Origin of the sequence: Winogradskyella thalassocola (assembly GCF_900099995.1) — a bacterium.
Lineage (GTDB): Bacteria > Bacteroidota > Bacteroidia > Flavobacteriales > Flavobacteriaceae > Winogradskyella > Winogradskyella thalassocola.
Genome location: NZ_FNCZ01000001.1, coordinates 1,369,159 through 1,392,893, shown reverse-complemented (window position 1 = coordinate 1,392,893; position 23,735 = coordinate 1,369,159). Strand labels below are relative to the sequence as shown.

General features: G+C 34.6%; 21 protein-coding genes. 5 read left to right on the top strand and 16 right to left on the bottom strand.

Annotated elements, in window-relative coordinates:
- Positions 1-67: 67 nt before the first annotated feature.
- The 13 genes from ftsZ to mraZ form a co-directional block, all read right to left on the bottom strand.
- The gene (ftsZ, locus tag BLT80_RS05695) at positions 68-2,011 is read right to left on the bottom strand and encodes a cell division protein FtsZ (RefSeq protein WP_092466593.1); all 1,944 of its coding nucleotides are present in this window, start codon (positions 2,009-2,011) and stop codon (positions 68-70) included.
- Between the two features lie 117 nt (positions 2,012-2,128).
- Positions 2,129-3,460: a cell division protein FtsA gene (gene ftsA, locus BLT80_RS05690; protein ID WP_092466592.1), complete on the bottom strand. Its 1,332-nt coding sequence runs from the start codon at positions 3,458-3,460 to the stop codon at positions 2,129-2,131.
- Positions 3,461-3,463: 3 nt separating this feature from the next.
- A complete protein-coding gene (locus BLT80_RS05685; RefSeq protein ID WP_092466591.1) occupies positions 3,464-4,186 on the bottom strand; it encodes a cell division protein FtsQ/DivIB in 723 nt (240 codons plus the stop codon).
- The gene (gene murC / locus BLT80_RS05680; RefSeq protein WP_092466590.1) at positions 4,173-5,525 is read right to left on the bottom strand and encodes a UDP-N-acetylmuramate--L-alanine ligase; all 1,353 of its coding nucleotides are present in this window, start codon (positions 5,523-5,525) and stop codon (positions 4,173-4,175) included. The genes BLT80_RS05685 and murC overlap by 14 nt, the downstream gene beginning before the upstream one ends.
- Positions 5,522-6,619 carry an undecaprenyldiphospho-muramoylpentapeptide beta-N-acetylglucosaminyltransferase gene (murG, locus tag BLT80_RS05675; RefSeq protein WP_092466589.1) on the bottom strand — a complete coding sequence of 366 codons (1,098 nt, stop codon included), beginning with the start codon at positions 6,617-6,619 and terminating at the stop codon, positions 5,522-5,524. The genes murC and murG overlap by 4 nt, the downstream gene beginning before the upstream one ends.
- Positions 6,619-7,812, bottom strand: a complete 1,194-nt coding sequence (locus tag BLT80_RS05670; RefSeq protein WP_092466588.1) for an FtsW/RodA/SpoVE family cell cycle protein — start codon at positions 7,810-7,812, stop codon at positions 6,619-6,621. The genes murG and BLT80_RS05670 overlap by 1 nt, the downstream gene beginning before the upstream one ends.
- A gap of 45 nt (positions 7,813-7,857) precedes the next feature.
- Positions 7,858-9,192 (bottom strand): UDP-N-acetylmuramoyl-L-alanine--D-glutamate ligase, encoded by a 1,335-nt coding sequence (gene murD / locus BLT80_RS05665; RefSeq protein WP_092466587.1) that lies wholly within the window; start codon positions 9,190-9,192, stop codon positions 7,858-7,860.
- Entirely contained in the window at positions 9,192-10,433 is a 1,242-nt protein-coding gene (mraY, locus tag BLT80_RS05660) for a phospho-N-acetylmuramoyl-pentapeptide-transferase (RefSeq protein WP_092466586.1), read from the bottom strand. Before mraY ends, murD begins: the two co-directional genes overlap by 1 nt.
- Positions 10,434-10,446: 13 nt before the next feature.
- Positions 10,447-11,910: a UDP-N-acetylmuramoyl-L-alanyl-D-glutamate--2,6-diaminopimelate ligase gene (locus BLT80_RS05655; RefSeq protein ID WP_092466585.1), complete on the bottom strand. Its 1,464-nt coding sequence runs from the start codon at positions 11,908-11,910 to the stop codon at positions 10,447-10,449.
- Complete coding sequence (locus BLT80_RS05650; protein ID WP_092466584.1) at positions 11,907-13,865, bottom strand: penicillin-binding protein; 1,959 nt, start codon at positions 13,863-13,865, stop codon at positions 11,907-11,909. Before BLT80_RS05650 ends, BLT80_RS05655 begins: the two co-directional genes overlap by 4 nt.
- Positions 13,866-14,004: 139 nt before the next feature.
- Positions 14,005-14,331: an FtsL-like putative cell division protein gene (locus tag BLT80_RS05645; protein ID WP_092466583.1), complete on the bottom strand. Its 327-nt coding sequence runs from the start codon at positions 14,329-14,331 to the stop codon at positions 14,005-14,007.
- Entirely contained in the window at positions 14,328-15,224 is an 897-nt protein-coding gene (rsmH, locus tag BLT80_RS05640; protein ID WP_092466896.1) for a 16S rRNA (cytosine(1402)-N(4))-methyltransferase RsmH, read from the bottom strand. The genes BLT80_RS05645 and rsmH overlap by 4 nt, the downstream gene beginning before the upstream one ends.
- Positions 15,211-15,681 (bottom strand): division/cell wall cluster transcriptional repressor MraZ, encoded by a 471-nt coding sequence (mraZ, locus tag BLT80_RS05635; protein WP_092466582.1) that lies wholly within the window; start codon positions 15,679-15,681, stop codon positions 15,211-15,213. The genes rsmH and mraZ overlap by 14 nt, the downstream gene beginning before the upstream one ends.
- Before the next feature lie 285 nt (positions 15,682-15,966).
- On the opposite strand from mraZ, the gene BLT80_RS05630 reads away from it, so the two are divergent.
- On the top strand, positions 15,967-16,731 hold the full coding sequence (locus BLT80_RS05630; protein ID WP_092466581.1) for an alpha/beta fold hydrolase: 765 nt from the start codon (positions 15,967-15,969) through the stop codon (positions 16,729-16,731).
- Between the two features lie 188 nt (positions 16,732-16,919).
- Positions 16,920-17,537, top strand: a complete 618-nt coding sequence (gene yihA / locus BLT80_RS05625; protein ID WP_092466580.1) for a ribosome biogenesis GTP-binding protein YihA/YsxC — start codon at positions 16,920-16,922, stop codon at positions 17,535-17,537.
- Here the strand turns inward: yihA and BLT80_RS05620 are convergent.
- Both BLT80_RS05620 and BLT80_RS05615 read right to left on the bottom strand, forming a co-directional pair.
- Positions 17,534-18,628: an ABC transporter permease gene (locus tag BLT80_RS05620; protein ID WP_092466579.1), complete on the bottom strand. Its 1,095-nt coding sequence runs from the start codon at positions 18,626-18,628 to the stop codon at positions 17,534-17,536. The two genes, yihA and BLT80_RS05620, sit on opposite strands and share 4 nt — an antisense overlap.
- Positions 18,629-18,636: 8 nt before the next feature.
- Positions 18,637-20,781, bottom strand: coding sequence for a carboxy terminal-processing peptidase (locus BLT80_RS05615; protein ID WP_092466578.1), 2,145 nt, complete (start codon positions 20,779-20,781; stop codon positions 18,637-18,639).
- A 348-nt stretch (positions 20,782-21,129) separates the two neighbouring features.
- On the opposite strand from BLT80_RS05615, the gene surE reads away from it, so the two are divergent.
- Genes surE through lpxB form a run of 3 tightly spaced genes read left to right on the top strand, consistent with a single transcriptional unit; the run spans position 21,130 to position 23,350 of the window.
- On the top strand, positions 21,130-21,903 hold the full coding sequence (gene surE / locus BLT80_RS05610) for a 5'/3'-nucleotidase SurE (RefSeq protein WP_092466577.1): 774 nt from the start codon (positions 21,130-21,132) through the stop codon (positions 21,901-21,903).
- A 33-nt stretch (positions 21,904-21,936) separates the two neighbouring features.
- A complete protein-coding gene (locus BLT80_RS05605) occupies positions 21,937-22,221 on the top strand; it encodes a hypothetical protein (protein WP_092466576.1) in 285 nt (94 codons plus the stop codon).
- Between the two features lies 1 nt (position 22,222).
- Positions 22,223-23,350 carry a lipid-A-disaccharide synthase gene (gene lpxB / locus BLT80_RS05600; protein WP_092466575.1) on the top strand — a complete coding sequence of 376 codons (1,128 nt, stop codon included), beginning with the start codon at positions 22,223-22,225 and terminating at the stop codon, positions 23,348-23,350.
- Positions 23,351-23,368: 18 nt separating this feature from the next.
- Here the strand turns inward: lpxB and BLT80_RS05595 are convergent, their stop codons facing one another.
- Positions 23,369-23,704, bottom strand: coding sequence for a hypothetical protein (locus tag BLT80_RS05595; protein WP_092466574.1), 336 nt, complete (start codon positions 23,702-23,704; stop codon positions 23,369-23,371).
- Positions 23,705-23,735: the final 31 nt, after the last annotated feature.

Sequence of the window (23,735 nt, the reverse complement as noted above, 5' to 3'; positions counted from 1 at the left end):
CCCAAAAAGTTGGAGATACTTTTTGGGCTAGACTTAAGTGTTTTTACACAAAAAACTAAACTTGCTATTAATCTACATTATCGTGTAAAAATGAATTATTACTTCTTAATTGAATATCGTCGTTCTCATCCGTTCCGACAGACATTCTAGAAGCTTTTGTTTCAGATGAATGTTGAGCATCTTCTAAATTCACACCTTGTCTTTTGTAAGCAGGTACTTTTTCGATTTCGTTTATTTTAGCGTCATTAAACTTATAATTGAAATCTTTCATCTTTCTTCTACGCTCATCTGCACGAGCTATAAGCATTTCTGAGATAGGACTATTCATTGGGTCTATCTCGTCTTCAGATGCCACTTTAGTGTCATCCATAGGAAGTGTTTTCTTTTCAAAAACAATTTCTTCTTTTACTTCTACTTTTTCCTTTTTTGTATTTATAGAGGATTGAAATGTTTCAAAATCATCTAAAGCATAACGTTTTTCACCTTTCTCATTAACTTCAGTTACAGCAATAATTTCTACTGGCTCATTAACATCAATACCTTTTACATCTTCGTCTAAACTAAAGAACATTTTTTCTTCTTCAGCTTTTGGCTCTTCTACTTGTTCCGGTTCTTTGTTCGTTAATGGTAAATCGAAAGAAAATGTTATTTGCTCTTCATGAACCTCTTCAATTGTCTCTGCTTTATTTACTATTGGTGTAATAACAAATTCTTCAGGTTCTATTGTAGCTTGTGGCTTAGAATCTAAAACTTCATCATAAACTACATTCATATTTTTTAAGAAGTCTGTAGTTGCAATTAAGTTCGTTCCATTATTATCTTCAGCTTTTGACTCAGCTTTTGGCTCAGTTTTTTCTTCTTCTTCAACAAATAATGTATGACGAACAATTGGAGCTTCTTTTTCCGTCTCTAAAACGATATCTGGCGTAATAATAGCTGGCTCTTTTTCTTGAGTACTAGATTCATTAGTATCGCCTAAAGCATGAATTACTTTTTTAGTTTCAGTATTAGAAATTTCATTTTGTTGATCTAAGTCAAATCCTGTAGCTATAATTGTTACAGAAATAGATTCTTGTAACTCTTCATCTTCACCAACACCCATAATAATGTTAGCTCCAAATCCTGCTTCAGTTTGAATGTGATCATTGATTTCACCAATTTCATCAATAGTAATTTCTTGAGAACCCGAAACGATTAGCAACAATACGTTTTTAGCTCCTGTGATTTTATTATCGTTAAGTAATGGTGAATCTAAGGCACTCATAATAGCTTCTTGTGCTCTAGTTTGACCAGAAGCTGTAGCAGATCCCATAATAGCGGTTCCACTATTACTTAATACCGTTTTAGCATCACGTAAATCAATATTCTGAGTGTAGTGATGTGTTATCACTTCTGCGATACCTCGAGATGCTGTTGATAATACTTCATCCGCTTTAGAGAAACCTGCTTTAAACCCAAGGTTTCCATAAACTTCACGAAGTTTGTTGTTATTAATTACAACTAACGAATCGACATGAGAACGTAGTTTCTCAATACCACGTTGTGCTTGGGCGTTTCGCATTTTACCTTCAAACTGAAATGGCATCGTTACAATTCCAACCGTAAGAATATCGAGTTCTTTAGCCATTTTAGCAATGACTGGCGCAGCACCTGTACCGGTACCACCACCCATTCCGGCAGTGATAAATACCATTTTTGTATTGGTATCTAACATTCTGCGAATGTCTTCTAAACTTTCTATTGCAGCTTCTTCTCCTACATCTGGATTGGCTCCTGCTCCTAACCCTTCAGTTAAATTAACTCCTAATTGTATTTTGTTTGGAACACCACTACTATGAAGTGCTTGAGAATCTGTATTACAGATTACAAAATCGACTCCCTTAATGCCTTGTTGAAACATGTGGTTGATGGCGTTACTTCCACCACCACCAACACCAATTACTTTGATGACGTTTGATTGATGCTTTGGCAAATCAAATGAAATGTTACCAAATTCGTTGCTATTACTCATATATTATGGATTAACTATTATTCTATTTCTTGTAAATACGGACAAGCCATGACTTGCCCTTATCGTTATATTTATTCTATTTTTATATGAATTTTACATAATTGCAAAATTCTTCTTTTATTCTGCTTTATCCAAAAAATCCTTTACACGCTCCGTTAATTTATCTAAAAACGAACGACGCTCCTTTATAGGCTCTGGTGCTACCGGTTCCACTTCTGGCTCTTCTAATTGTTCCGCTTCATTTTCAATTACAATGTCTTCTTCAATAGCCTCTACTTTTTTACGCTCCTGTCGTTTTAAACCGTCCATTACCAATCCGACTGCTGTAGCATACAATGGACTTGCAATATCCTCATCGCTATCACCTGCTAAATGCTCGTTTGGATAACCAATTCTAGTATCCATTCCTGTGATATATTCAACTAATTGCTTTAAGTGTTTTAATTGCGCTCCACCTCCTGTTAAAACAATACCCCCAATTAATTTTTTCTTTTGCTCCTCGTGACCGTAATTTTTTATTTCAACATAAACTTGTTCTATAATTTCCACAACTCTTGCGTGAATGATTTTAGACAAATTCTTTAACGTGATTTCTTTTGGCTCTCTTCCTCTTAATCCTGGAATAGATACAATCTCGTTATCTTTATTTTCACCTGGCCAAGCAGATCCAAACTTCACTTTTAGAAGTTCAGCTTGCTTTTCAATAATTGAACAGCCTTCTTTTATATCTTCGGTAATGACACCTCCACCAAAAGGGATGACAGCGGTATGACGAATAATACCATCTTTAAAAACGGCTAAATCTGTTGTTCCACCACCTATATCAATCAACGCAACACCAGCTTCTTTCTCTTCTCTACTCAAAACAGCATTGGCTGAAGCTAACGGTTCTAAAGTGATACCTTCTAAATTTAAACCTGCACTTTTGATACAACGCCCAACATTTCTAATCGATGATACCTGCCCCACTACAACATGAAAATTAGCTTCCAAACGTCCGCCATACATTCCTATCGGCTCTGTGATTTCAGCCTGACCATCAATTTTAAATTCTTGTGGTAACACATGAATAATTTCTTCACCAGGAAGCATTACTAGTTTGTGAACCTGATTAATTAAACGGTCAATATCCTCTTCATCGATCACCATATCCGAATTTGGACGTGTGATATAATCACTATGTTGTAAACTACGTATATGCTGACCCGCAATCCCTACGGTAACATCTACAATTTTTTCTCCAGATGCTGCTTCAGCTTCTTGAACCGCTTGTTGAATGGACTGAATCGTTTGGGTGATATTATTAACCACACCACGATGCACACCCATACTTTTAGCTTTTCCTAAACCTAAAATCTCAACTTTATCATACTCGTTTTTGCGACCAATCATGGCCACAATTTTTGTGGTACCTATATCTAGACCTACCGAAATGCTTTGTTTGTCCATAGTTTACTTTTTGGTGCAAATAACTTGTTTATCAAATTTTAGATTCACTAAGCTATAGGTATCTAAAATTTGATCTTTTAAAGCCTTTTGATAAAACGCTTTAAAATTGTTTATCTTTTTTTTAAGTTGTTTTAAAGTTCCTAAATGAACCGTAAAATCACTTTTTCTTATTTTAAAATCAATGGTATTATCGTCGTTCTGACGAATTTCAATGACATGTTTCTTCAAAAAATCGTCCTCGTCTGCAAATTTCGCAAATTGATAGACAGTTTCAAGCTTATTTTTCTCAATATTTCCAGTAACAAGTGGCACTCTCGCAGCATAATTATGAGACAAAGGCATAATACCACCTTCATCATCGATATAATACGACACTTTTGTGTTCACTCTTGCAATAGGTTTTTTTTGTTCAATTTCAGCCGAAAGTGCCCCGTTTACTGACATAAACACTTCCGCTTGCTTGATCATTGGATTAGATTTCAAGGCAGATTCTAATTTGTTCAAATCTATAATTTCTTTAGGTTGCTCCGAAACAGGTTCTTGATTTACTATTAACAATTTACTAACATTCGCTTCTGTAATAAATAATTTGTTTTCGCCTAAAAATGAGATCTTAGGAGCACTTACTTTCCTCGTTTTATTTCTTTGATTTGAAAACGCAAACAAAAAGCCCACCAAAATAACTAATCCCATGTTTTTTATATAGTTGAAATTAATTTTTGACATAAAACGCTTCTTTTATATGTTTAACTTCAGCTCCAATATCTCCTGCTCCAATAGTCAATACAATTTGAGCATTAGACTTTTCTATTTCATCAATTAATTGTGATTTTTGGATTAATTTTTTATTCGAATTTTTAATCTTATTTAAAAGCCAATTTGAGGTCACTCCTTCAATTGGCATTTCTCTTGCTGGATATATATCTAAAAGCAATACTTCATCGAAATTAGAAAGACTTTCTGCAAATCCATCAACAAAATCTCGTGTTCTACTAAATAAATGCGGTTGAAAAATCGCCAACACTCTTTTATTCGGATACATTTCCCTAACAGCCTGATGCACTGCATTAATTTCTTCGGGATGATGTGCGTAATCATCTATAAACACAAAATCATCCGTTTTAATTTGATATGTAAATCGACGCTTCACTCCTTTGTAAGACTCCAAACCTTTTGCTAGCTCAGCATAAGAACAACCATATTCTACAGCCATGGCAAGCGCAATGATTGCGTTAGAGAGGTTATGTCTTCCTGGTAAACTAAATTTAAAACCTTTCTGTATACCGCTTGGTGTTTTTACATCAAAAATATAACTACCATTTTCTATGGAAATATTTTGCGCACAATAATCCGAATCGTCTTCTATACCGTAAGTTATACCTTTTAAAGGCAAACCATTTTTAACGAATAATTTTCCATTTGGCTTTATACATTCCGAAAAATCCTTAAACGTTTTCACTAACTCTTCAGCATTTCCATATATATCTAAATGGTCAGCATCCATTGACGTGATGCAGGCTAAATCTGGTGACAAGGTTAAAAACGAACGATCAAATTCATCTGCCTCTACAACAGTTACATCGGTTCCGTTTATAATTAAATTAGAATTATAATTCTCACTAATCCCACCTAAAAAGGCTGTAACAGGCACATTACACACATTTAATAAATGCCCTAAAATGCTCGTTGTTGTCGTTTTACCATGTGTACCTGCAACCGCCAAACAAACGGTTTGTTTTGTGATTTCTCCTAAAACCACTGAACGCTTTAACACGTTGAAGTTATGAGCTTTAAAATAATTGAATTCGGTATGACCTCCCGGAATCGCAGGTGTATACACCACAAGTGTATTTTCTGGATTTAAAAACGTACTTGAAACTTTATTAATATCATCTTCATAATGAATTTCAACCCCTAAATCCTCAAGCGACGTAGTGATGTCAGTTGGTGTTTTATCATAACCAGCGACTTGCTTACCATTGGCTACAAAATATCGCGCAATCGCACTCATTCCGATACCTCCGATACCAATAAAATAGACACTATTTACACTCTCGAATTTCATTTGCTTTTCAATAATTTTTCAACTTCATCAACAATAGCGTTAGTTGCATTTACTAATGCCAAGGCTTCAATATGTTTACTTAACTCTTTTCGTTTTTCTTCGTTTGACATTAGTTCTGAAAATTCGCTTTGAAAATCAGCATCTAAATCTTTTTCTCGTATTAAAACAGCGGCATTTTTATCTGCAACTGATTGTGCGTTTTTAGTTTGATGATCTTCTGCTACATTTGGCGACGGCACAAAAATCACTGGCTTACCCACAATACATAATTCTGAAACTGATATCGCGCCCGCTCTAGAAATTATGACATCTGCGGCCGCATAAGCCAAATCCATTTGATTTAAAAACGCATGGACTTGCACATTCTGAAAATCATTATATTGCTTGTACTGATCGTAATACAATTTTCCGCATTGCCAAATCACCTGAATGTCTTGCGCTTCAAAAAACGCTATATTATCTTCTATTAATTGATTAACTCGTCTTGCTCCTAAACTTCCACCTAAAACTAAAAGTGTTTGTTTATTATGCTTCAACGTAAAGGCATCTTTACCTTCAATATGTTTATCTTTTACTTGCAACAAATCCTTACGAATTGGATTTCCTGTTAATTTGATTTTAGCTTTCGGAAAAAACTTATCTAAGCCTTCATAGGCCACACAAATCGTGTTTACTTTTTTTGAAAGCAATTTATTAGTAATACCAGGAAACGAATTTTGCTCCTGAATTAAACTTGGAACTCCTTTTGAGGAAGCCACGTGCAATAAAGGTCCACTCGCAAAACCACCTGTTCCGATCACAACGTCTGGCTTAAATGAATTTACAATTTTTCGAGAACGCAATAAGCTACTTATTAGCTTTAATGGAAAAGCTAAGTTTCTCAAAGTCAACTTTCTTTGAATTCCAGAAATCCATAACCCTTCAATTTTATACCCCGCTTGTGGCACTTTATCCATTTCCATTCGATCAGAAGCACCAACAAACAAGAATTCCGCATCAGGATAGCGCGACTTTAACTCGTCCGCAATCGCAACCGCAGGATAAATATGCCCTCCTGTTCCTCCTCCTGATAATATAAATTTATAGTTACTCATTAAATAGCTTCACTTAAAATGGCTAATGGGTTATCTTCTGCATCTTCTTGTTCCTTCAACTCTTCACGCTTTGCACTTACACTCAATATGATTCCTATTGCTAAACAAGTCATCCAAATAGAGGTTCCTCCACTACTTATTAATGGCAATGTTTGGCCAGTAACTGGAAATAACTCAACTGCAACAGCCATATTTATTAAGGCCTGAAATACGATTGGCAATCCAACTCCTAGAACTAACAACCTTCCAAAGATGGTATCTGACTTATGACTTACAACAACTATTCTAAACAAGAACCATAAATATAAAACCAATATAAACACACCGCCAATCAGTCCATATTCCTCTATAATAATTGCAAAAATAAAATCTGAAGACGACTGAGGTAAGAAATTCTTCTGAATACTTTTCCCTGGTCCTAATCCCTTAATTTCACCAGTAGCAATCGCTATTTTAGCTTTTTCAATTTGATAATCGGCTTCTGTATCTTCTCCATTTGAAAAATTTTCAATTCGATTTATCCACGTATCTACTCGGTTTGGCATCGCATCCGGAAAGGCTTTCGCAACTAACACAAACATTGTGAGCGCTAACAAACCTGTTCCCACTATAACTAAAAGATACTTAATGGGATAACCACCAATAAATGCTAACATCATAATCATTGTAAACATGATCGCTGTTGTAGAAAAATTAGCAGGTAAAATTAGAATTAGAATTAAAAACACGGGGCCCCAAAGTGGCAACAATGACTCCTTAAAACTCACTTCTTTATCCTTAATTTTAGATAAATATCGTGCAACATACACCATCAATACAACAGCTGCCAAAGTTGATGTTTGAAAAGACATATTAACTATAGGAATTTGAATCCAACGACTCGCATTTGCACCTTCAATCGTAGTCCCCTGAAGCATCGTAACCAACAACAACACAAACACAATAGGCACCATAACCATAGATAATCCACGGAAATACTTATAAGGCACTTTATGTACACCAAACATAATCGCAAAACCCAAAAACAAATGCATAAAATGCTTTATGAAGAAGGAGAATGTACTCGTATTCCCACCATGATAAGCCAAATTACTCGCTGAACTATACACAGGCAAAAAAGAAAATATAGCCAACAATGTGACTATAGCCCAAATGGCTTTATCTCCCTTTATTTGTTTAAATATGTTCTGCATGCTTAACCCTTTTATAGATGAGTCCCTAATTCATCTTAACTTCTTTTATAAATTTCTAACTGCATTTTTAAATTGTCTTCCTCTATCTTCATAGTTTTCGAATAAATCAAAACTAGCACAAGCAGGCGACAACAACACATTATCTCCAGCACTTGCAAGCTTATAAGCAATCTTTACAGCCTCACTCATGTATTGTGTTTCAATTATAACATCTACCATGTTACCAAAAGACTCCATTAGCTTTGCGTTATCTACCCCTAAACAAATAATTGCTTTTACTTTTTCATTAACAAAAGGAAACAACTCTCTGTATTCATTGCCTTTATCTACGCCTCCTACAATCCAAACTGTAGGTGCATCCATACTTTCTAAAGCGAAATAGGTTGCATTAACATTGGTTGCTTTTGAGTCGTTGATATATTGCACTTTATTAATCTTTAAGACGTGCTCTAAACGGTGCTCAACACCTTGAAAATTCTCAAGACTTTCGCGTATTGTTTGCTTTCTAATTTTTAATAAATGCGCAACAGTAGAAGCCGCCATTGCGTTTTTCACGTTGTGTTTCCCTTCTAATGCTAAATTATTTGTTGGCATAATGATTTTATTGTTATCTATTGTTATTATTATATTGTTGTTGTTGTCTAAGTATGCGCCTTGCTCAATAACTTTTGTTAATGAAAAAGGTAATTTTTTGGATTTAATTTGATGTGATTTCATATACTCTAAAATGACTTCGTCATCACCATCATATATAAAATAATCATCCTCTGTTTGATTCTCTACAACTCTAAATTTTGAAGCCACATAGTTTTCAAACTTATAATCATAGCGATCTAAATGGTCTGGCGTAATATTAGTTAGCACCGCAATTTTCGGTTTAAAATCAATGATATCATCTAATTGAAAACTACTAATCTCCAATACATAGTTATCATGATTTTTATCTAAAATTTGCTTCGCGAAACTATCTCCTATGTTACCAGCCAAACCAACATCTAGCTCTTGTTTTAACAAGTGATGCGTCAACGTTGCTGTTGTGGTTTTACCATTACTACCGGTAATAGCTACCAAAGTTGCTTCTGTAAATTTTGAAGCAAATTCAATTTCAGAAACCACGGTAATTCCTGCCTCACGAATTTGTTTTACCAAAGCCACTTTATCTGGAATCCCAGGACTTTTCATAACGATGTTTGCATTCAGAATTTTTGATTCCGTATGCTGCTCATCTTCAAATTCAATCTCATTATTTAAAAGAACGTCTTTATACTTTTCTTTAATCTTTCCTTTGTCTGATACAAATACCTCGTATCCTTTTGCTTTTCCTAAAAGCGCTGTTCCTACTCCACTTTCACCTCCACCAAGAATTACTAGCCTTTTCATTATCTAATTTTCAAGGTTACTATTGTTATAATAGCAAGCAGAATTCCAATAATCCAAAAACGCGTAACAATCTTACTTTCATGATAGCCCGATTTCTGATAGTGATGGTGTAGAGGAGACATTTTAAAAATGCGTCGTCCTTCTCCGAACTTTTTTCTTGTGTATTTGAAATAGCTCACTTGTAAAATGACTGATAAATTCTCTGCTAAGAATATACCGCATAGTATAGGAATTAACCATTCTTTTCTAACTGCTATAGCAATCACAGCTATGATTCCTCCAATGGTTAGACTTCCTGTGTCTCCCATAAATACCTGAGCAGGAAAGGTGTTATACCATAAAAATCCAATTAATGCTCCAACAAATGCCGCAATGTAAATTGTAATTTCTTCCGCTCTTGGGATGTACATAATATCTAAGTACCCTGAAAACACAATATTACTAGACACCCATGCAAAAATCCCCAGCGTCAATACAATTATAGCAGATGTTCCTGCCGCAAGACCATCGATGCCATCTGTGAGATTTGCACCATTTGATACGGCTGTAATTATAATAATGCTGACTAGTATAAATACGAGCCAAGTGTATTTCTCTAACCCTGGACTAATCCATGTGATTAAATCGGAATAATCAAACTCGTTATCTTTTAAAAAGGGAATTGTTGTTTTTGTTGACTTCTCTTCTGCTTTAAACAATTTTGCTGCTTGAAGATCTGGATTTTCAATACGTAATTCATTTTGCTGTGCAATTGGCAACTTCTCTTTGATGGTAACATCTTGATGAAAAAACAAAGTCGCTCCAACAATAATTCCTAATCCGACTTGACCAAGAACTTTAAACCTCCCTTTTAAACCGTCTTTATCATTTTTGAATTTTTTGATATAATCATCAATAAAACCAATGGTCCCCATCCACAGGGTCGTAATAATAAGAAGTATGATGTAAATATTTTCGAGTTTTGCTAATAACAATACAGGAATAAGCGTAGCTAGAATAATAATGATTCCACCCATTGTTGGTGTCCCTGCTTTTTCAACTTGTCCTTCTAACCCTAAATCACGAATAGTTTCTCCAACCTGTTGTTTTTGCAAAAACCGAATAATGCGTTTACCAAAAATTGTAGAAATCAACAATGACAATATGATTGCCACAGCAGCTCTAAAGGTTATAAACCCAAAAAGTGATGCGCCTGGAAATTGGAACTGTTGCTCTAGATATTCGAATAAGTAATACAGCATTCTTAGTTATTATTTATTTCTGTAATTGTTTTAAATAGTCTTGAACGATTTTATAATCATCAAAATCAAAGCGCTCACCTTTAATTTCTTGGTATGTTTCGTGTCCTTTTCCTGCAATAAGAATAATATCGTTCTCACCTGCCATTTGGCACGCCGTTTTAATCGCTTGTTTCCTGTCAGTTATAGATAAGGTTTTTTTGAAATTCTGAGGCTCCACCCCCTTTTCCATCTCTTCAATTATGGTCTCAGGCACTTCATTTCTTGGATTGTCGCTTGTTAAAATCACTTTAGTACTTAAAGCCGAAGCGATATGCGCCATTTTTGGTCGCTTGGTTTTATCTCTATTTCCTCCACAACCAACAACCGTAATCAACTCTTCATTTTTAGTTCTGATATCGTTTATGGTTTGCAAAACATTCTTTAAGGCATCTGGTGTATGTGCATAATCTACAATGGCCGTAATTTTCCCTTCTGAAATAAAATATTGAAACCGTCCCGCTACATTTTCGAGCTCACTAATGAGTTTTAAAATTTCAACTTTATCTAAACCTAATAGTTCAGCCGTACCATATATTGCTAGAATATTATAGGCATTAAAACTTCCTATTAAACGCGTCCATAATTCGCTTTCATTCAACTTTAACAGCAATCCGCTAAATTCATTTTCTAAAATTTGCGCTCTATAATCCGCATAATTCTTTAAAGCATAAGTATATTTTTTGGCTACCGTATTCTGAAACATCACCAAACCATTTTTGTCATCAATATTGGTTAACGCAAAGGCATCTTTCGGTAATTGATCAAAAAACTGTTTTTTCACATCTCTATATTCCGCAAACGTATCGTGATAATCTAAATGATCGTGCGATAGATTTGTAAAAATGCCACCTTCAAATTTTAAGCCCTCTGTTCTACTTTGATGAATACCATGAGAACTCACTTCCATGAAGCAAAATTCTACACCTTCATCATTCATCATCTTTAAATATCTATTAATCGTTAAAGAATCTGGTGTGGTATGTGTGGCCTTATACGTTGTATTATCAACCATGATTTTTACGGTAGATAACAACCCCACTTTATAACCTGCCTTTTTAAACAACTGATACAATAAACTTGATACTGTTGTTTTTCCATTTGTTCCTGTTACACCAACCAATTTTAAATTCTCAGACGGATGACCATAGAAATTAGCCGCCATATAAGCCATAGCTTGGTTAGAATTAGCGACTTCAATATACGTGATACCATCTTCTAAATTCTCAGGAAGAACCTCACAAATTATTGCTGTAGCTCCATCCTTTATTGCTTTTTCAATAAAATTATGACCATCTGTGATAGTACCCGATATTGCTACAAAAATATCATTGACTTCTATTTGACGTGAATCAAATTCAATTTTACCCACAGTAATACTTGTGCTGCCAACGACTGCATTAATTGTAACCTTATATAATATGTCTTTTAATACCATCATGATGCTTCTAATACAATGGTTTGATTGGTTTGTAATTTTTGATGTTTTTCTACAGACTGTTTTTTAATCACTCCATTTCCATTTAATTTCACTCTTACATCAATCTGCAAATTCTCTAACAATGCGATCGCATCCATAGCTGGCATACCAACAACACTTGGCATTAACTCTTTATACTTACGAGCGTTTTCAAAGTAACTTTCAAAATCTTCGTTAACTAGATTGTCTTTGAAGTTTAAAGTTTGAACCTCATCTATAATTGGAGTGTCTGTATAAATTTTTTGAGCAATTCTTTTAAAAACCGGACCAGCTACATCAGAGCCGTAGATACCTACTTTTGTACTTGGCTTATGAATCACCACAATACATGAGTATTTTGGATTATCCGCAGGAAAATAACCTGCAAACGAAGAAATATATTTCCGATTCTTATTCCATTCTTCAGTATTTGCATAATCCGTTCTAGCCGTACCTGTTTTACCAGCCATAGAAAACGTCTCCGAATACATACGCGCGCCCGTACCACGAATAACAACGTTCTTTAAAATATCTCGCATCTCATTCAAAGTCTGGTTAGAACATATTTTCTCAACAAGCACTTCTTTTTTAAACACTTCAATATTCTTATCGAACGACTTAACCGATTTCAAAAAGCGCGGCTTAATTAATTCACCATCATTGGCAATAGCATTATAAAACGCTAGTGTTTGCAATGGAGTCATTTCAAGATTATAGCCATAAGCCATAGAAGGCAACGCATTTCTACTCCAGTTAGATGCTCCAGGCTTTGGAATATCTGGCACCCCTTCTCCTTTAATATTGAAACCGAGAGGCTTATCGAGCCCCCAAGAACTCAATCTATTTAAAAATTTCTCTGGCTGTTTTGAGTAATGTTCATCAATAATAGTAGCCATGCCTATATTAGAAGATACCTCTAATGCTCTTGCCGCAGAAATTTCACCATAACCAGGACCAGAATCCGTAATAACACGACCATAAAAAGACTTTCTTCCTTTTTTAGTATCAACAACTGTTGACGTATCCACAACCTTATCTTCTAATGCCGCCATCAAAGCCATCACTTTAAATGTAGAACCCGGCTCATGACTTTCTCCAACCGCATAATTTAAGCGCTCATAATACTTCCCATTTCTGTTTTTTCCAAGGTTAGAAATTGCTTTTATCTCACCTGTTTTCACATCCATCACCACCACACAACCATGATCTGCATCGTAAATCTCTAACTGCTTAAGTAAGGAATGATGCGCTATATCTTGAATATTGACATCAATAGTCGTATAAACATCGTAACCATCCTGAGGTTCAACTTGGTCGAAATCAGCGATAGGCTTCCATTGCCCATTTCCTATTTTCTGCTTTAAACGTTTCCCGTTTTTACCTTGTAGATATTTTACACCAAAGGCTCCATCAATACCTGCTCTAGTATAATTACTGTCTTTATCCTGACGCTCATAACCAATAAAACGCTCTGCAATGCCTCCCATCGGATGCTCACGTCTTGTCGTTTGTTCTACAATTAAACCTCCTTTAATGGCGCCTAGATTTAGTAAAGGAAAATTGCGCATTCTGATATAATCGGAATAGCTAATATTTCGAGCTAACAAAAAATATCTATTTTTATTTTTTCGGGCTTTACGAATGATATTCTTGTAGTAAGACACCGGCTTACCTTTATACACATGAAGCGAATCTGCTAAAGCTCCGATGTACTTTTCAAATGTTGCGTCTTTTGCCTGAATGGCATCAATTCTAATATCATATTTTGGAATCGAAGTCGCCAACAAACTTCCATCAGCAGAATACACATTACCACGATTTGCAGGAATGGGAAAATCTCTAGTTGTACTCTTTTCTGCTAGCGCTCTATATTCATCACCTTGAATAAACTGAATACTCACCAACTTGAACACCACAGCCAAAGCGAATACAAACATGCAGCCTGACACGAAGTACAATCTGTTTAATATGTTTTTTTCTGTTATTGCCAAAGTTTACTGTTGTGTTTTTACTCGATAATCGAGATTTAATTATATTTAAGACTGTTCTGTACTCTATTTCAAATTCCAAACCCGTTTACTTAACCGATTTAGATGATTTTACTATTATTTTTGTTGGTGGATTTAAGGAAATCCCAATACCCTTTTCTTTCATCTCTGCCTCTACAAAAGATTCTTTTTTAAGTTGCATCAGCTTTCCTCTTTTATCTACAAATGCCGAGCGTAATTCTTTAACCTCATTAGTTAAATTTGCAATCTCATATACTTTTTGATCCGCACTATGCGAACTTGCAATCATTATGATAGCCAGAAACGAAATAAAAATGATGATACGCCAATTTTTAAACGAATCATCACTGATTAGAAACTTACCCCTTAATATGCTGTATATGTTTTTTTTCATATTTTTTTGGCAATCCTCAGTTTCGCACTTCGCGCTCTATTGTTTTGTTTTATTTCTTCTTTTGAAGGCACAATTAAACCTCCAACTTTTTTTAATGGCACTTCAAAGTTTCCAAACATATCTCTCTCTGGTTCCCCTTCAAATAATCCATTCCGTATAAAACGCTTTACCAATCGATCTTCTAAAGAATGGTATGAGATAAAACTTAAGCGACCATCTTTTTTTAAGATCTCAGGTGTTTGAAGCAATAATTCTTTTAACACTTCAATTTCTTGATTTACCTCAATTCGAATGGCTTGATAAATTTGAGCTAAAACCTTATTCTCTTTTTGATGATTTAAAAATTGTTTTAAAACCGCTTTTAACTGCTCGCTCGTTTTAATTTCAGCATTCTTTCGCTCATCAACAATTACTCTTGCCATTGCCGGCGCATTTCGCAATTCACCATATTGAAACAAAACAGCTCTTAGTTGCTCTTCGTCATAATTATTAATGACTTCAAAAGCAGACAGCTTACTGTCTTGATTCATTCGCATATCTAAATCCGCTTCAAAACGTGTTGAAAATCCACGCTCAGCAACATCAAATTGATGTGATGACACTCCGAAGTCTGCCAAAACACCATCAACTTCTTTAGCTCCATAGAATCTCAAAAATCGTTTTACAAACCTGAAGTTCTCGTTAATCAACACAAAGCGATCATCATCAATGGTATTTGCTAACGCATCTTTATCTTGATCAAAAGCATACAACTTTCCGTTTGGACCTAATCGTGATAAAATCTCCTTACTATGACCTCCACCACCAAAAGTGACATCCACATACACACCATCGGGCTTAATTGCTAAACCATCAACAGTTTCTTTAAGTAATACTGCATTATGATAATCCATTGTCGTCATCCTCTTGTCCCATTACTTCCTCGGCCAAATCTGCAAAATCTTCAGCCGCATCATCAATAGCTTGTTCGTATTTATCTTTATCCCAGATTTCAAGAATATTTACTGCAGACGCCAAAACAACTTCTTTAGTAATACCAGAAAATCCAATTAAATCTTTTGGAATTAATAAGCGACCAGCGCTATCTACTTCCACAATTTTAACACCAGCCGTAAAACGTCTGATAAAATCATTATTCTTTTTCTTAAAGCGATTGAGTTTATTAATTTTCTCCATCATTTTGTTCCATTCGGACATAGGATAGAGTTCTAAACACGGCTGAAATACAGCACGCTTTAAAACAAAACCATCTTGCAAAGCCGCCGACAACTGCTTTTTGAGCACAGCAGGTATCATTAGCCTTCCTTTGGCATCAGCTTTACATTCGTATGTTCCTATAAATGAATTCAAAAGGTTTTGTTTACCACTTTAACGGTTAAGAGTCAAAGATATTGAAAAAATCACCACTTTTTACCACATTCTACCACATTTGTTGATAAGTTTTAGTTTGAAATAACCTTAATATATTATCACGTCAATGAATTCAAGTTTTAAGCAAATATTTTCAAGTGGGAATTATTAACATCGACCCACGCAACACCCTTCTGATAAAAAAAGTTGATATTTTTTCCATATTATTTATATTCTAAAGGATTTGGTTATATTTGTTTCTAACACATAAGCACGAACTCGCACATGGCACACCTTTTAAAGAAAGAAAAGGATTTTAGATATATTGAAGTAGGCGAAGGCACACCAATTATTGTGTTGCATGGTTTAATGGGTGGACTCAGTAATTTTGATGGAGTCACCAAATACTTTAGCGCTAAAGGCTACAAAGTCATTATTCCAGAACTTCCTATTTACGGTATGTCGTTATTAAAAACCAACGTTAAAAGCTTTGCTAATTATCTCAAAGATTTTATTGAGTATAAAGGTTTAGACAACGTTATTTTACTAGGTAATTCTCTTGGTGGCCATATTGGCTTGTACCATACAAAATTATACCCTAAAAAAGTAAAAGCGCTTATCATTACAGGAAGCTCAGGACTTTACGAAAGCGCAATGGGAGGTGGCTACACCAAACGGAGCGATTACGAAGTGATGAAAAAGAAAGCACAAGAAGTGTTTTACGATCCGGCAGTTGCGACTAAAGAAATTGTAGACGAGGTCTATGAAACCGTAAATGATCGTAATAAGCTTATAAAAACCTTAGCGATTGCAAAAAGTGCTATAAGACACAACATGGCTAAAGATTTACCAAAAATGACTACACCTATTTGTATCATTTGGGGAAAAAACGATAATGTTACTCCACCAGAAGTTGCCGAGGAGTTTCACGAACTATTACCTGATTCTGAGTTATATTGGATTGATAAATGTGGGCACGCTGCTATGATGGAGCATCCTGATGAATTTAATACAATTCTGATGGGTTGGCTTGAGAAGCGTGGGTTTTAGGTAATAAAAAAAGCTTGAAGACTGAAAAGTTGAAAGCAGGAAGTAAAAATATCACACAAAGGTGCAGACACGCTAGGTATATACTCTAAAAATGCAACTCGTCTCTGTCCTTTAAAAACATTTCCTTTTTTACTTCACAAAAAACTAAGTTTAATTAAATAAGATTCCTGCTTTCGCAGGAACTGAAGATGAAAATAAAATCAGCTGAATTTGTAGTTAGTAATTCTGAAGTGGCAAAATGCCCAAAGAATGCCCTACCCGAATATGCCTTTATTGGGCGAAGTAATGTAGGAAAGTCGTCACTAATCAATATGCTAACTGATAGAAAAAGTTTAGCAAAAACTTCTGGACGACCTGGAAAAACACAATTAATTAACCACTTCCTTATTAATGAAAATTGGTACTTGGTAGATTTACCAGGTTATGGTTATGCGCGTGTTTCAAAGTCCTCTAAGAAGAAATTCCAAAAGTTTATTACCGATTATTTTGAAAAACGTCAACAATTGGTTTCTGCATTTGTACTAGTGGATATTAGACACAAACCGCAACCCATAGATTTAGAATTTATGAAATACATGGGTGAAAGCGAGATTCCTTTTGGCATTATTTTTACCAAAGCGGATAAGTTAAAACCAAAAGCTATTGAACGTCATGTAGATGAATACTGCCAAGAACTACTTAAATTTTGGGAAGAGTTACCACCTTATTTTGTAACGTCTGCTTCTAATTATACAGGTAAGGATGATGTGCTAAATTTCATTGAAAAGACCAACGAAGAAATTGAACAACTGAGATCTAGCAATTAAGTTTTCACATCCAAAGCATCTCGCAGAGCATTACCAACCAACATAAAAGCCATCACCAATACCATAATACAAAGTCCTGGAATTAAGGCTAAATACGGTTTTCCTAAAATAATATAGTTGTAGTGGTCTTTTATCATCGCTCCCCAACTTGCCATTGGCGGTTGTGCACCAATACCTAAGAAACTAAGTCCACTTTCTATTAAAATTGCCGCTGCAAAATTTGCCGCAGAAATCACTATTAATGGCCCAAAAATATTGGGTAAGATGTGTTTGGTGATAATTCTATAATCATTATAACCTAAAGCTCTAGCTGCTGTGACGTATTGCATTTCTTTGGCACTGATAATTTGCCCTCGCACCACTCTTGCCACTTCTACCCACATGGTTAAACCTACAGCTATAAATACCTGCCAAAAGCCTTTTCCTAAAGCCAAAGTAATGGCAATCACTAATAACAAGGTTGGGATAGACCACGTTACATTAATAACCCACATAATAAAGGCATCTACCTTTCCGCCGTAGTAACCTGCTAAACTCCCCATTAAGAGTCCTACAATTAATGAGATAAAGACCGCGACAAAGCCAATGAAGAACGAAATTCTTGAGCCAATTAAGATACGACTCAAATAATCGCGTCCATATTTATCAGTACCAAAAACAAAACTTTTAGTAGCGATATAAGATTCATAATTCGAACTTGGAAAACGTGACACCGCAATTTGTCTTTCTTCACCTTGCAATCCGTCTGAAGCATATTCTACATACGTTAAAATACCATTTCTCTCTTTATATGATTGAATAGGAATCTCGGTATCTGTATTATTATATCCAAAGAATAATTTTGAAAAAAAGTTTTGTTCCGATTCAATACTAGATGGAATCGTTAACATTTGCACTTCAAAACCCGGTGATTTTGAATGAATAGACAAATGCATCTGATTAGCATTTTTAGAAGCATCTGGAGCAAACACATAAGCAAATATAGAAATCAGTCCAATACATATAATGACACCCAAACTAAAAACGCCCCAAAAGTTCTTTTTAAACTTTTGGAGCGCTAGCCTTGTTAATGAATTGTTTTGGTTGCTCATTTATAACTTTAATTCTTCACAGAATTAGCAACTTTATTTTTTATAGCATACGTCATTTTTAAGTCGTTAAGTACATTTATTGCCTCTTCAACATAAACATCTTTTGCTAAAGCCTCATGCCAGCGATTACGCTTTTCTAATAAAACAGAATCCTTATCCATCAGCTTCACCTCATAAGGTAAAGACGTAAATGTTAAGTCCGTTTTATATTCAGACAGCTTAGCAAAACGTTTTGCTTCTTCTTCATTAATCTGCATTTCCTTTTTATAGATGTCATAGTTTAATGAATACGATTCACGATCTCTTATTTTCTTCACCCATTGTGCATTGGCGTCAATAAGTTTCAATTGCTCATTACTAGCCATTCGTGCCTTACTTTTACTAATGGTGGCATCAAAATCGAAATAATTACTCCAAACTTCATAATCAGCGGCATCAATTTTATCCCATGCTAATGGATTATCCTGATCTTTTTCTCCGATATCAATATAACTGTAACGGTCCGGAACAACGACATCACTCTTTACACCTTCTAATTGTGTTGAGCCTCCATTAATTCTATAAAATTTCTGAGTGGTAAACTTTAAAGCACCCATATCTCCTTTCGTATTATTCTTAACCATACGGTTTAAATCCATAACCGTTTGTACAGTTCCCTTACCATAAGTTTGCTTACTACCAATGACGATACCTCGCTTATAATCTTGCATCGCAGCCGCTAAAATCTCAGATGCAGAAGCAGACAACTCATTAACTAATATTACTAATGGTCCATCCCACACAATAGACTTATCTTTATCTGCAAGTACTTCTTTAGCTTCACCAGTTGTTTTTACTTGTACTACTGGCCCATCTTCAATAAATAAACCTGCAATATCCACAACAGTTTGTAAAGAACCACCACCATTATTTCTTAAGTCCATTACTAAACCTTCAACTCCTTCTTCTTTTAATCTTAAGATTTCTTGTTTAATATCTGAAGCTGCATTTCGTTCATTATAGTCCTCAAAACTGATATAAAATTTAGGCAAATTAATGATCCCAAATGTTTTGCCGTCTTTTTCAACGATTGAAGATTTTGCATAAGTTTCTTCTAACTCAACAATATCTCTCGTAATAGAAATATCTTGAATGGTGCCATCTACTTTTTTCAAGGTTAGAGTAACTACAGTTCCTTTAGGACCTTTTATATACTTAATAGCATCAGCTAAGCGCATACCAACAACATTGATTGATTCTTTTTCATCTTGTTGCTTCACTTTTAGTATTTGGTCACCAACTTCTAATTCATTTGCTCTCCATGCCGGTCCACCACTAATAACTTCGTCAACCATTATACCATCTACCTTCTTTTGTAAACGCGCTCCAATACCTTCAAATTTCCCAGAAATATCTCTATCAAAGCGTTCCTTATCTTCAGGAGCAAAATAGAATGTATGTGGATCAAACCCTTCTACAATAGCATTTATATATACAGAAAACCAATCGTTACGCCTTCTATCTTCAATGTAATCATAAAGCACATCAATTGATTCTTTTGTTGCTAATCGTGCTTCAGCTTCAATTTTTTTAATTGATTTCTTTTCTTTAGCCGTTAAGTTACTAACATCGTCTGTATCCGAATCTTGCTGCGAAATTATTTCATCGTAATTAGCAATGGTTGAAAACTTAAGTTGTTGTCTCCATCGCTCTTTCATTTCACGCTTACTAGTTACATAAGTCAAATTCTCATAATCCGCAACATAGTCCTCCTTTTTTGTAAAATCGAAAGGCTTTTCTAAAATATCAGTGTATATTGTCTTAGCTTCAGCAATACGTTGCAATAATCGTTCGTGCGTAAGATTAAAGAATGAAACATCGTAAGCCTTTATTTCATCGTCTATTTTAAATTTATAGGCCTCAAATTCTTTGATATCCGATTCGTAAAAAAAGCGTTTAAACTGATCAACATTATTCAAATAATCTTCAAATACATGTGCAGAAAAATCATCATTGATATCTTTTGGCTCAAAATGACCTTGATCTAAAAGATACGTAATAAGCTGAATCAGCAATTTATCCTTATCTGGATCTTCAAATTTCTTACTTGTAAAACTGCACGAGGCGAATGCTATCAATAAGGCGAGTAGCAAAAATTTATATTTCCCTTTCATTTTTCTTTTTTTATTATTTTAATTTGGTAAAAATGTGTTCGCCAATCATACTAATTCTTCAATTGAAGGTTCATCTATGGCTCGGTTCATTTTTCTTTTTTTATTATTTTAATTTGGTGAAAATGTGTTCGCCAATCATACTAATTCTTCAATTGAAGGTTCATCTATGGCTCGGTTCATTTTTTATTTAATAGGATTATAATTAAGTAGGTTCTCAATTTTTCACTAAAATAGAAGAAAAAACCGTGCCATAAAAAATAGAGACCTTATTTTTTTGTTAAAGCGTAGTTTGCTTATAAATCGAAACCTTTTTTAGTATTTTTACAATTCATTAAACTTTTGTACGAAATGTCTGCACGCCCTTTAATTTTAGTCACTAATGATGATGGTATCACAGCTCCCGGATTAAGAACTTTAATCTCTGTAATGAACCTAATTGGAGATGTTGTTGTGGTTGCTCCAGACAGTCCACAAAGCGCTATGGGACATGCCATTACCATCAACTCCACCTTACATATGGAAAAAGTAATTATTGATGGCAAACAACCTGAATACAGTTGTTCTGGAACTCCAGCAGATTGTGTAAAACTAGCCGTTAATGAAATTTTAGATAGACGGCCAGATATTTGTGTATCCGGAATTAATCATGGTTCTAACTCATCTATTAATGTTATTTATTCTGGTACGATGAGTGCTGCATTAGAAGCTGGCATCGAAAGCATTCCTGCAATTGGGTTTTCGTTATTAGATTACAACTGGAATGCTAATTTTGAACACTGCAAAACTTTCGTAGAAACCATTACGAGACAAGTGTTAGAGAATGGATTACCCGATGGTGTAGTGCTAAATGTGAATATTCCAAACCTTGAAAAAAACGCGATAAAAGGCATTAAAGTTTGTCGACAAGCTCGTGCCAATTGGAAAGAGGAATTTGACAAACGCACCAATCCAATGGGGCGCGATTATTATTGGCTGAGTGGTAAATTTGTAAATATGGATAAAGGGGAAGATACTGACGAATGGGCTTTAGAAAACGGTTATGTTTCTGTAGTGCCTGTTCATTTTGATTTAACTGCACACCATGCTATACAGAATTTGAATACTTGGAAATTAAACAATTAAAAGCTATAAAGCTCAGAATCAACAGTACAGTATATGAAAAAAGAAATTTTAATAGGTTTTATAGTAGGTGTGATAGCTACCGTTTTCGGGTTTATTTTTGCAATTCAGTTTTTTGGAGATTCCGATGATTGGGGAAATGTAATTGACCAAGCCATTGCTGAAGGTTTTTTCACAAAACTTATGAGTATTGGTGCACTTTTAAATCTAGGAGCGTTTTTCCTTTTCTTAAAGAAAAATAAAGACCATAGAGCAAAAGGTGTTTTAATTTCTACAATTCTAATACTTATTATAACTATGGTTATTAAATTTATGAACTAAAATGAAGTACTATATCATTGCTGGTGAAGCCTCAGGCGATTTGCATGGTTCTAATCTTATGAAAGCCTTGTTTAAACAAGATGAACAGGCTGACATTAGATTTTGGGGAGGCGACCTTATGCAGAGTGTTGGCGGTGAATTGGTAATGCATTACAAAGAACGTCAATTTATGGGTTTTGCTGAAGTTATTCTTAACCTCAGAAAAGTTTTAGGACAAATAAAGTTCTGCAAATCTGATATTGAAAAATTTCAACCAGATGTTATTATTTTTATTGATAATTCTGGTTTCAATCTTAGAATTGCCAAATGGGCAAAAGCACTCAATTATAAAACACATTACTATATTTCTCCACAAGTTTGGGCCTCTAGAGCAAGTAGAGTCGAAAAAATAAAGCAAGACGTTGATGCGATGTATTGTATTCTTCCCTTTGAAAAGGAGTTTTATAAAAAATACAACTACGACGTTAATTTTGTAGGCCATCCCTTAATCGATGCCATTGCGGATCGGCCGCAGGTTGAAGAAACTGTTTTTAGAAAAGAACATAACCTTAGTGACCAACCTATCATCGCATTACTACCGGGAAGTAGAAAACAAGAAATCACTAAGATGCTTGGTGTAATGCTGAGTTTGGTTGATGATTTCAAAGATTACCAGTTCGTCATTGCAGGAGCACCTAGTCAAGATTTTGAATTTTACCAAAGTTTTATAAAAAAGAAGAATATTAACTTCATCTCTAATAAAACCTATGATTTGTTGAGCATTTCTACTGCTGCATTAGTCACCTCTGGCACTGCAACTTTAGAAACCGCTTTATTTAAAGTCCCACAAGTGGTTTGTTATAAAGCCAATGCTATTTCTTATCAAATAGCAAAACGTATTATAACTTTGAAATATATTTCATTAGTGAATTTAATAATGGATCGGGAAGTGGTTACGGAACTGATTCAAGGAGATCTGAACAAAAAGCGCCTTAAAAAAGAATTAACTGCCATTTTAGATACCAAAAAACGAGAACAACTATTTTTAGATTATTACGAATTAGAGAAACTATTAGGTGGTCGTGGAGCTAGTGAAAATACGGCTAAGTTGATATATAATTCTGTAAAAAACTCCAAGACTACAAACTAAATTTCAAACGATAATCTATTAAAATAAAATATAAGATCTTCCATAATACACTAATTCCGGTGTCAATTTAACAACAAACTCATAAAACGGAATAAATACTATCGCTATCGCCATTACGGTTACAACACATTTAGAAGTGAAACTTATTTGTTTTTGATCAACAGGAATCACATTAAAATTTAGCATATAGTGATTTAACTCAATTTCGACTTCATCTTCAGTTAGATGGCTAGATACTTTCTTTTGAGAATTTAGTTTTCTTATTACCAAATTAAAAAGAACCATTGAAGTGATTAAAGTAATTACTGCAATAATAAAAAAATCTACATCTGAATAAAGTGTTATAATTTTCATGATTCTATAAATTTATAAAAATTCATCATCT

Bases quoted from the DNA above. Each gene is read 5' to 3' on its own strand.
- BLT80_RS05645 (WP_092466583.1), bottom strand. From the start codon at position 14,331: ATGAAAAAAAACATATACAGCATATTAAGGGGTAAGTTTCTAATCAGT.
- BLT80_RS05685 (WP_092466591.1), bottom strand. From the start codon at position 4,186: ATGTCAAAAATTAATTTCAACTATATAAAAAACATGGGATTAGTTATT.
- murC (WP_092466590.1), bottom strand. From the start codon at position 5,525: ATGAAATTCGAGAGTGTAAATAGTGTCTATTTTATTGGTATCGGAGGT.
- BLT80_RS05650 (WP_092466584.1), bottom strand. From the start codon at position 13,865: ATGTTTGTATTCGCTTTGGCTGTGGTGTTCAAGTTGGTGAGTATTCAG.
- ftsZ (WP_092466593.1), bottom strand. From the start codon at position 2,011: ATGAGTAATAGCAACGAATTTGGTAACATTTCATTTGATTTGCCAAAG.
- ftsA (WP_092466592.1), bottom strand. From the start codon at position 3,460: ATGGACAAACAAAGCATTTCGGTAGGTCTAGATATAGGTACCACAAAA.
- murG (WP_092466589.1), bottom strand. From the start codon at position 6,619: ATGAGTAACTATAAATTTATATTATCAGGAGGAGGAACAGGAGGGCAT.
- BLT80_RS05615 (WP_092466578.1), bottom strand. From the start codon at position 20,781: ATGAAAGGGAAATATAAATTTTTGCTACTCGCCTTATTGATAGCATTC.
- BLT80_RS05605 (WP_092466576.1), top strand. From the start codon at position 21,937: ATGAAAAAAGAAATTTTAATAGGTTTTATAGTAGGTGTGATAGCTACC.
- BLT80_RS05595 (WP_092466574.1), bottom strand. From the start codon at position 23,704: ATGAAAATTATAACACTTTATTCAGATGTAGATTTTTTTATTATTGCA.
- murD (WP_092466587.1), bottom strand. From the start codon at position 9,192: ATGAAAAGGCTAGTAATTCTTGGTGGAGGTGAAAGTGGAGTAGGAACA.
- BLT80_RS05655 (WP_092466585.1), bottom strand. From the start codon at position 11,910: ATGATGGTATTAAAAGACATATTATATAAGGTTACAATTAATGCAGTC.
- rsmH (WP_092466896.1), bottom strand. From the start codon at position 15,224: ATGGATTATCATAATGCAGTATTACTTAAAGAAACTGTTGATGGTTTA.
- BLT80_RS05670 (WP_092466588.1), bottom strand. From the start codon at position 7,812: ATGCAGAACATATTTAAACAAATAAAGGGAGATAAAGCCATTTGGGCT.
- BLT80_RS05620 (WP_092466579.1), bottom strand. From the start codon at position 18,628: ATGAGCAACCAAAACAATTCATTAACAAGGCTAGCGCTCCAAAAGTTT.
- BLT80_RS05630 (WP_092466581.1), top strand. From the start codon at position 15,967: ATGGCACACCTTTTAAAGAAAGAAAAGGATTTTAGATATATTGAAGTA.
- lpxB (WP_092466575.1), top strand. From the start codon at position 22,223: ATGAAGTACTATATCATTGCTGGTGAAGCCTCAGGCGATTTGCATGGT.
- yihA (WP_092466580.1), top strand. From the start codon at position 16,920: ATGAAAATAAAATCAGCTGAATTTGTAGTTAGTAATTCTGAAGTGGCA.
- mraY (WP_092466586.1), bottom strand. From the start codon at position 10,433: ATGCTGTATTACTTATTCGAATATCTAGAGCAACAGTTCCAATTTCCA.
- surE (WP_092466577.1), top strand. From the start codon at position 21,130: ATGTCTGCACGCCCTTTAATTTTAGTCACTAATGATGATGGTATCACA.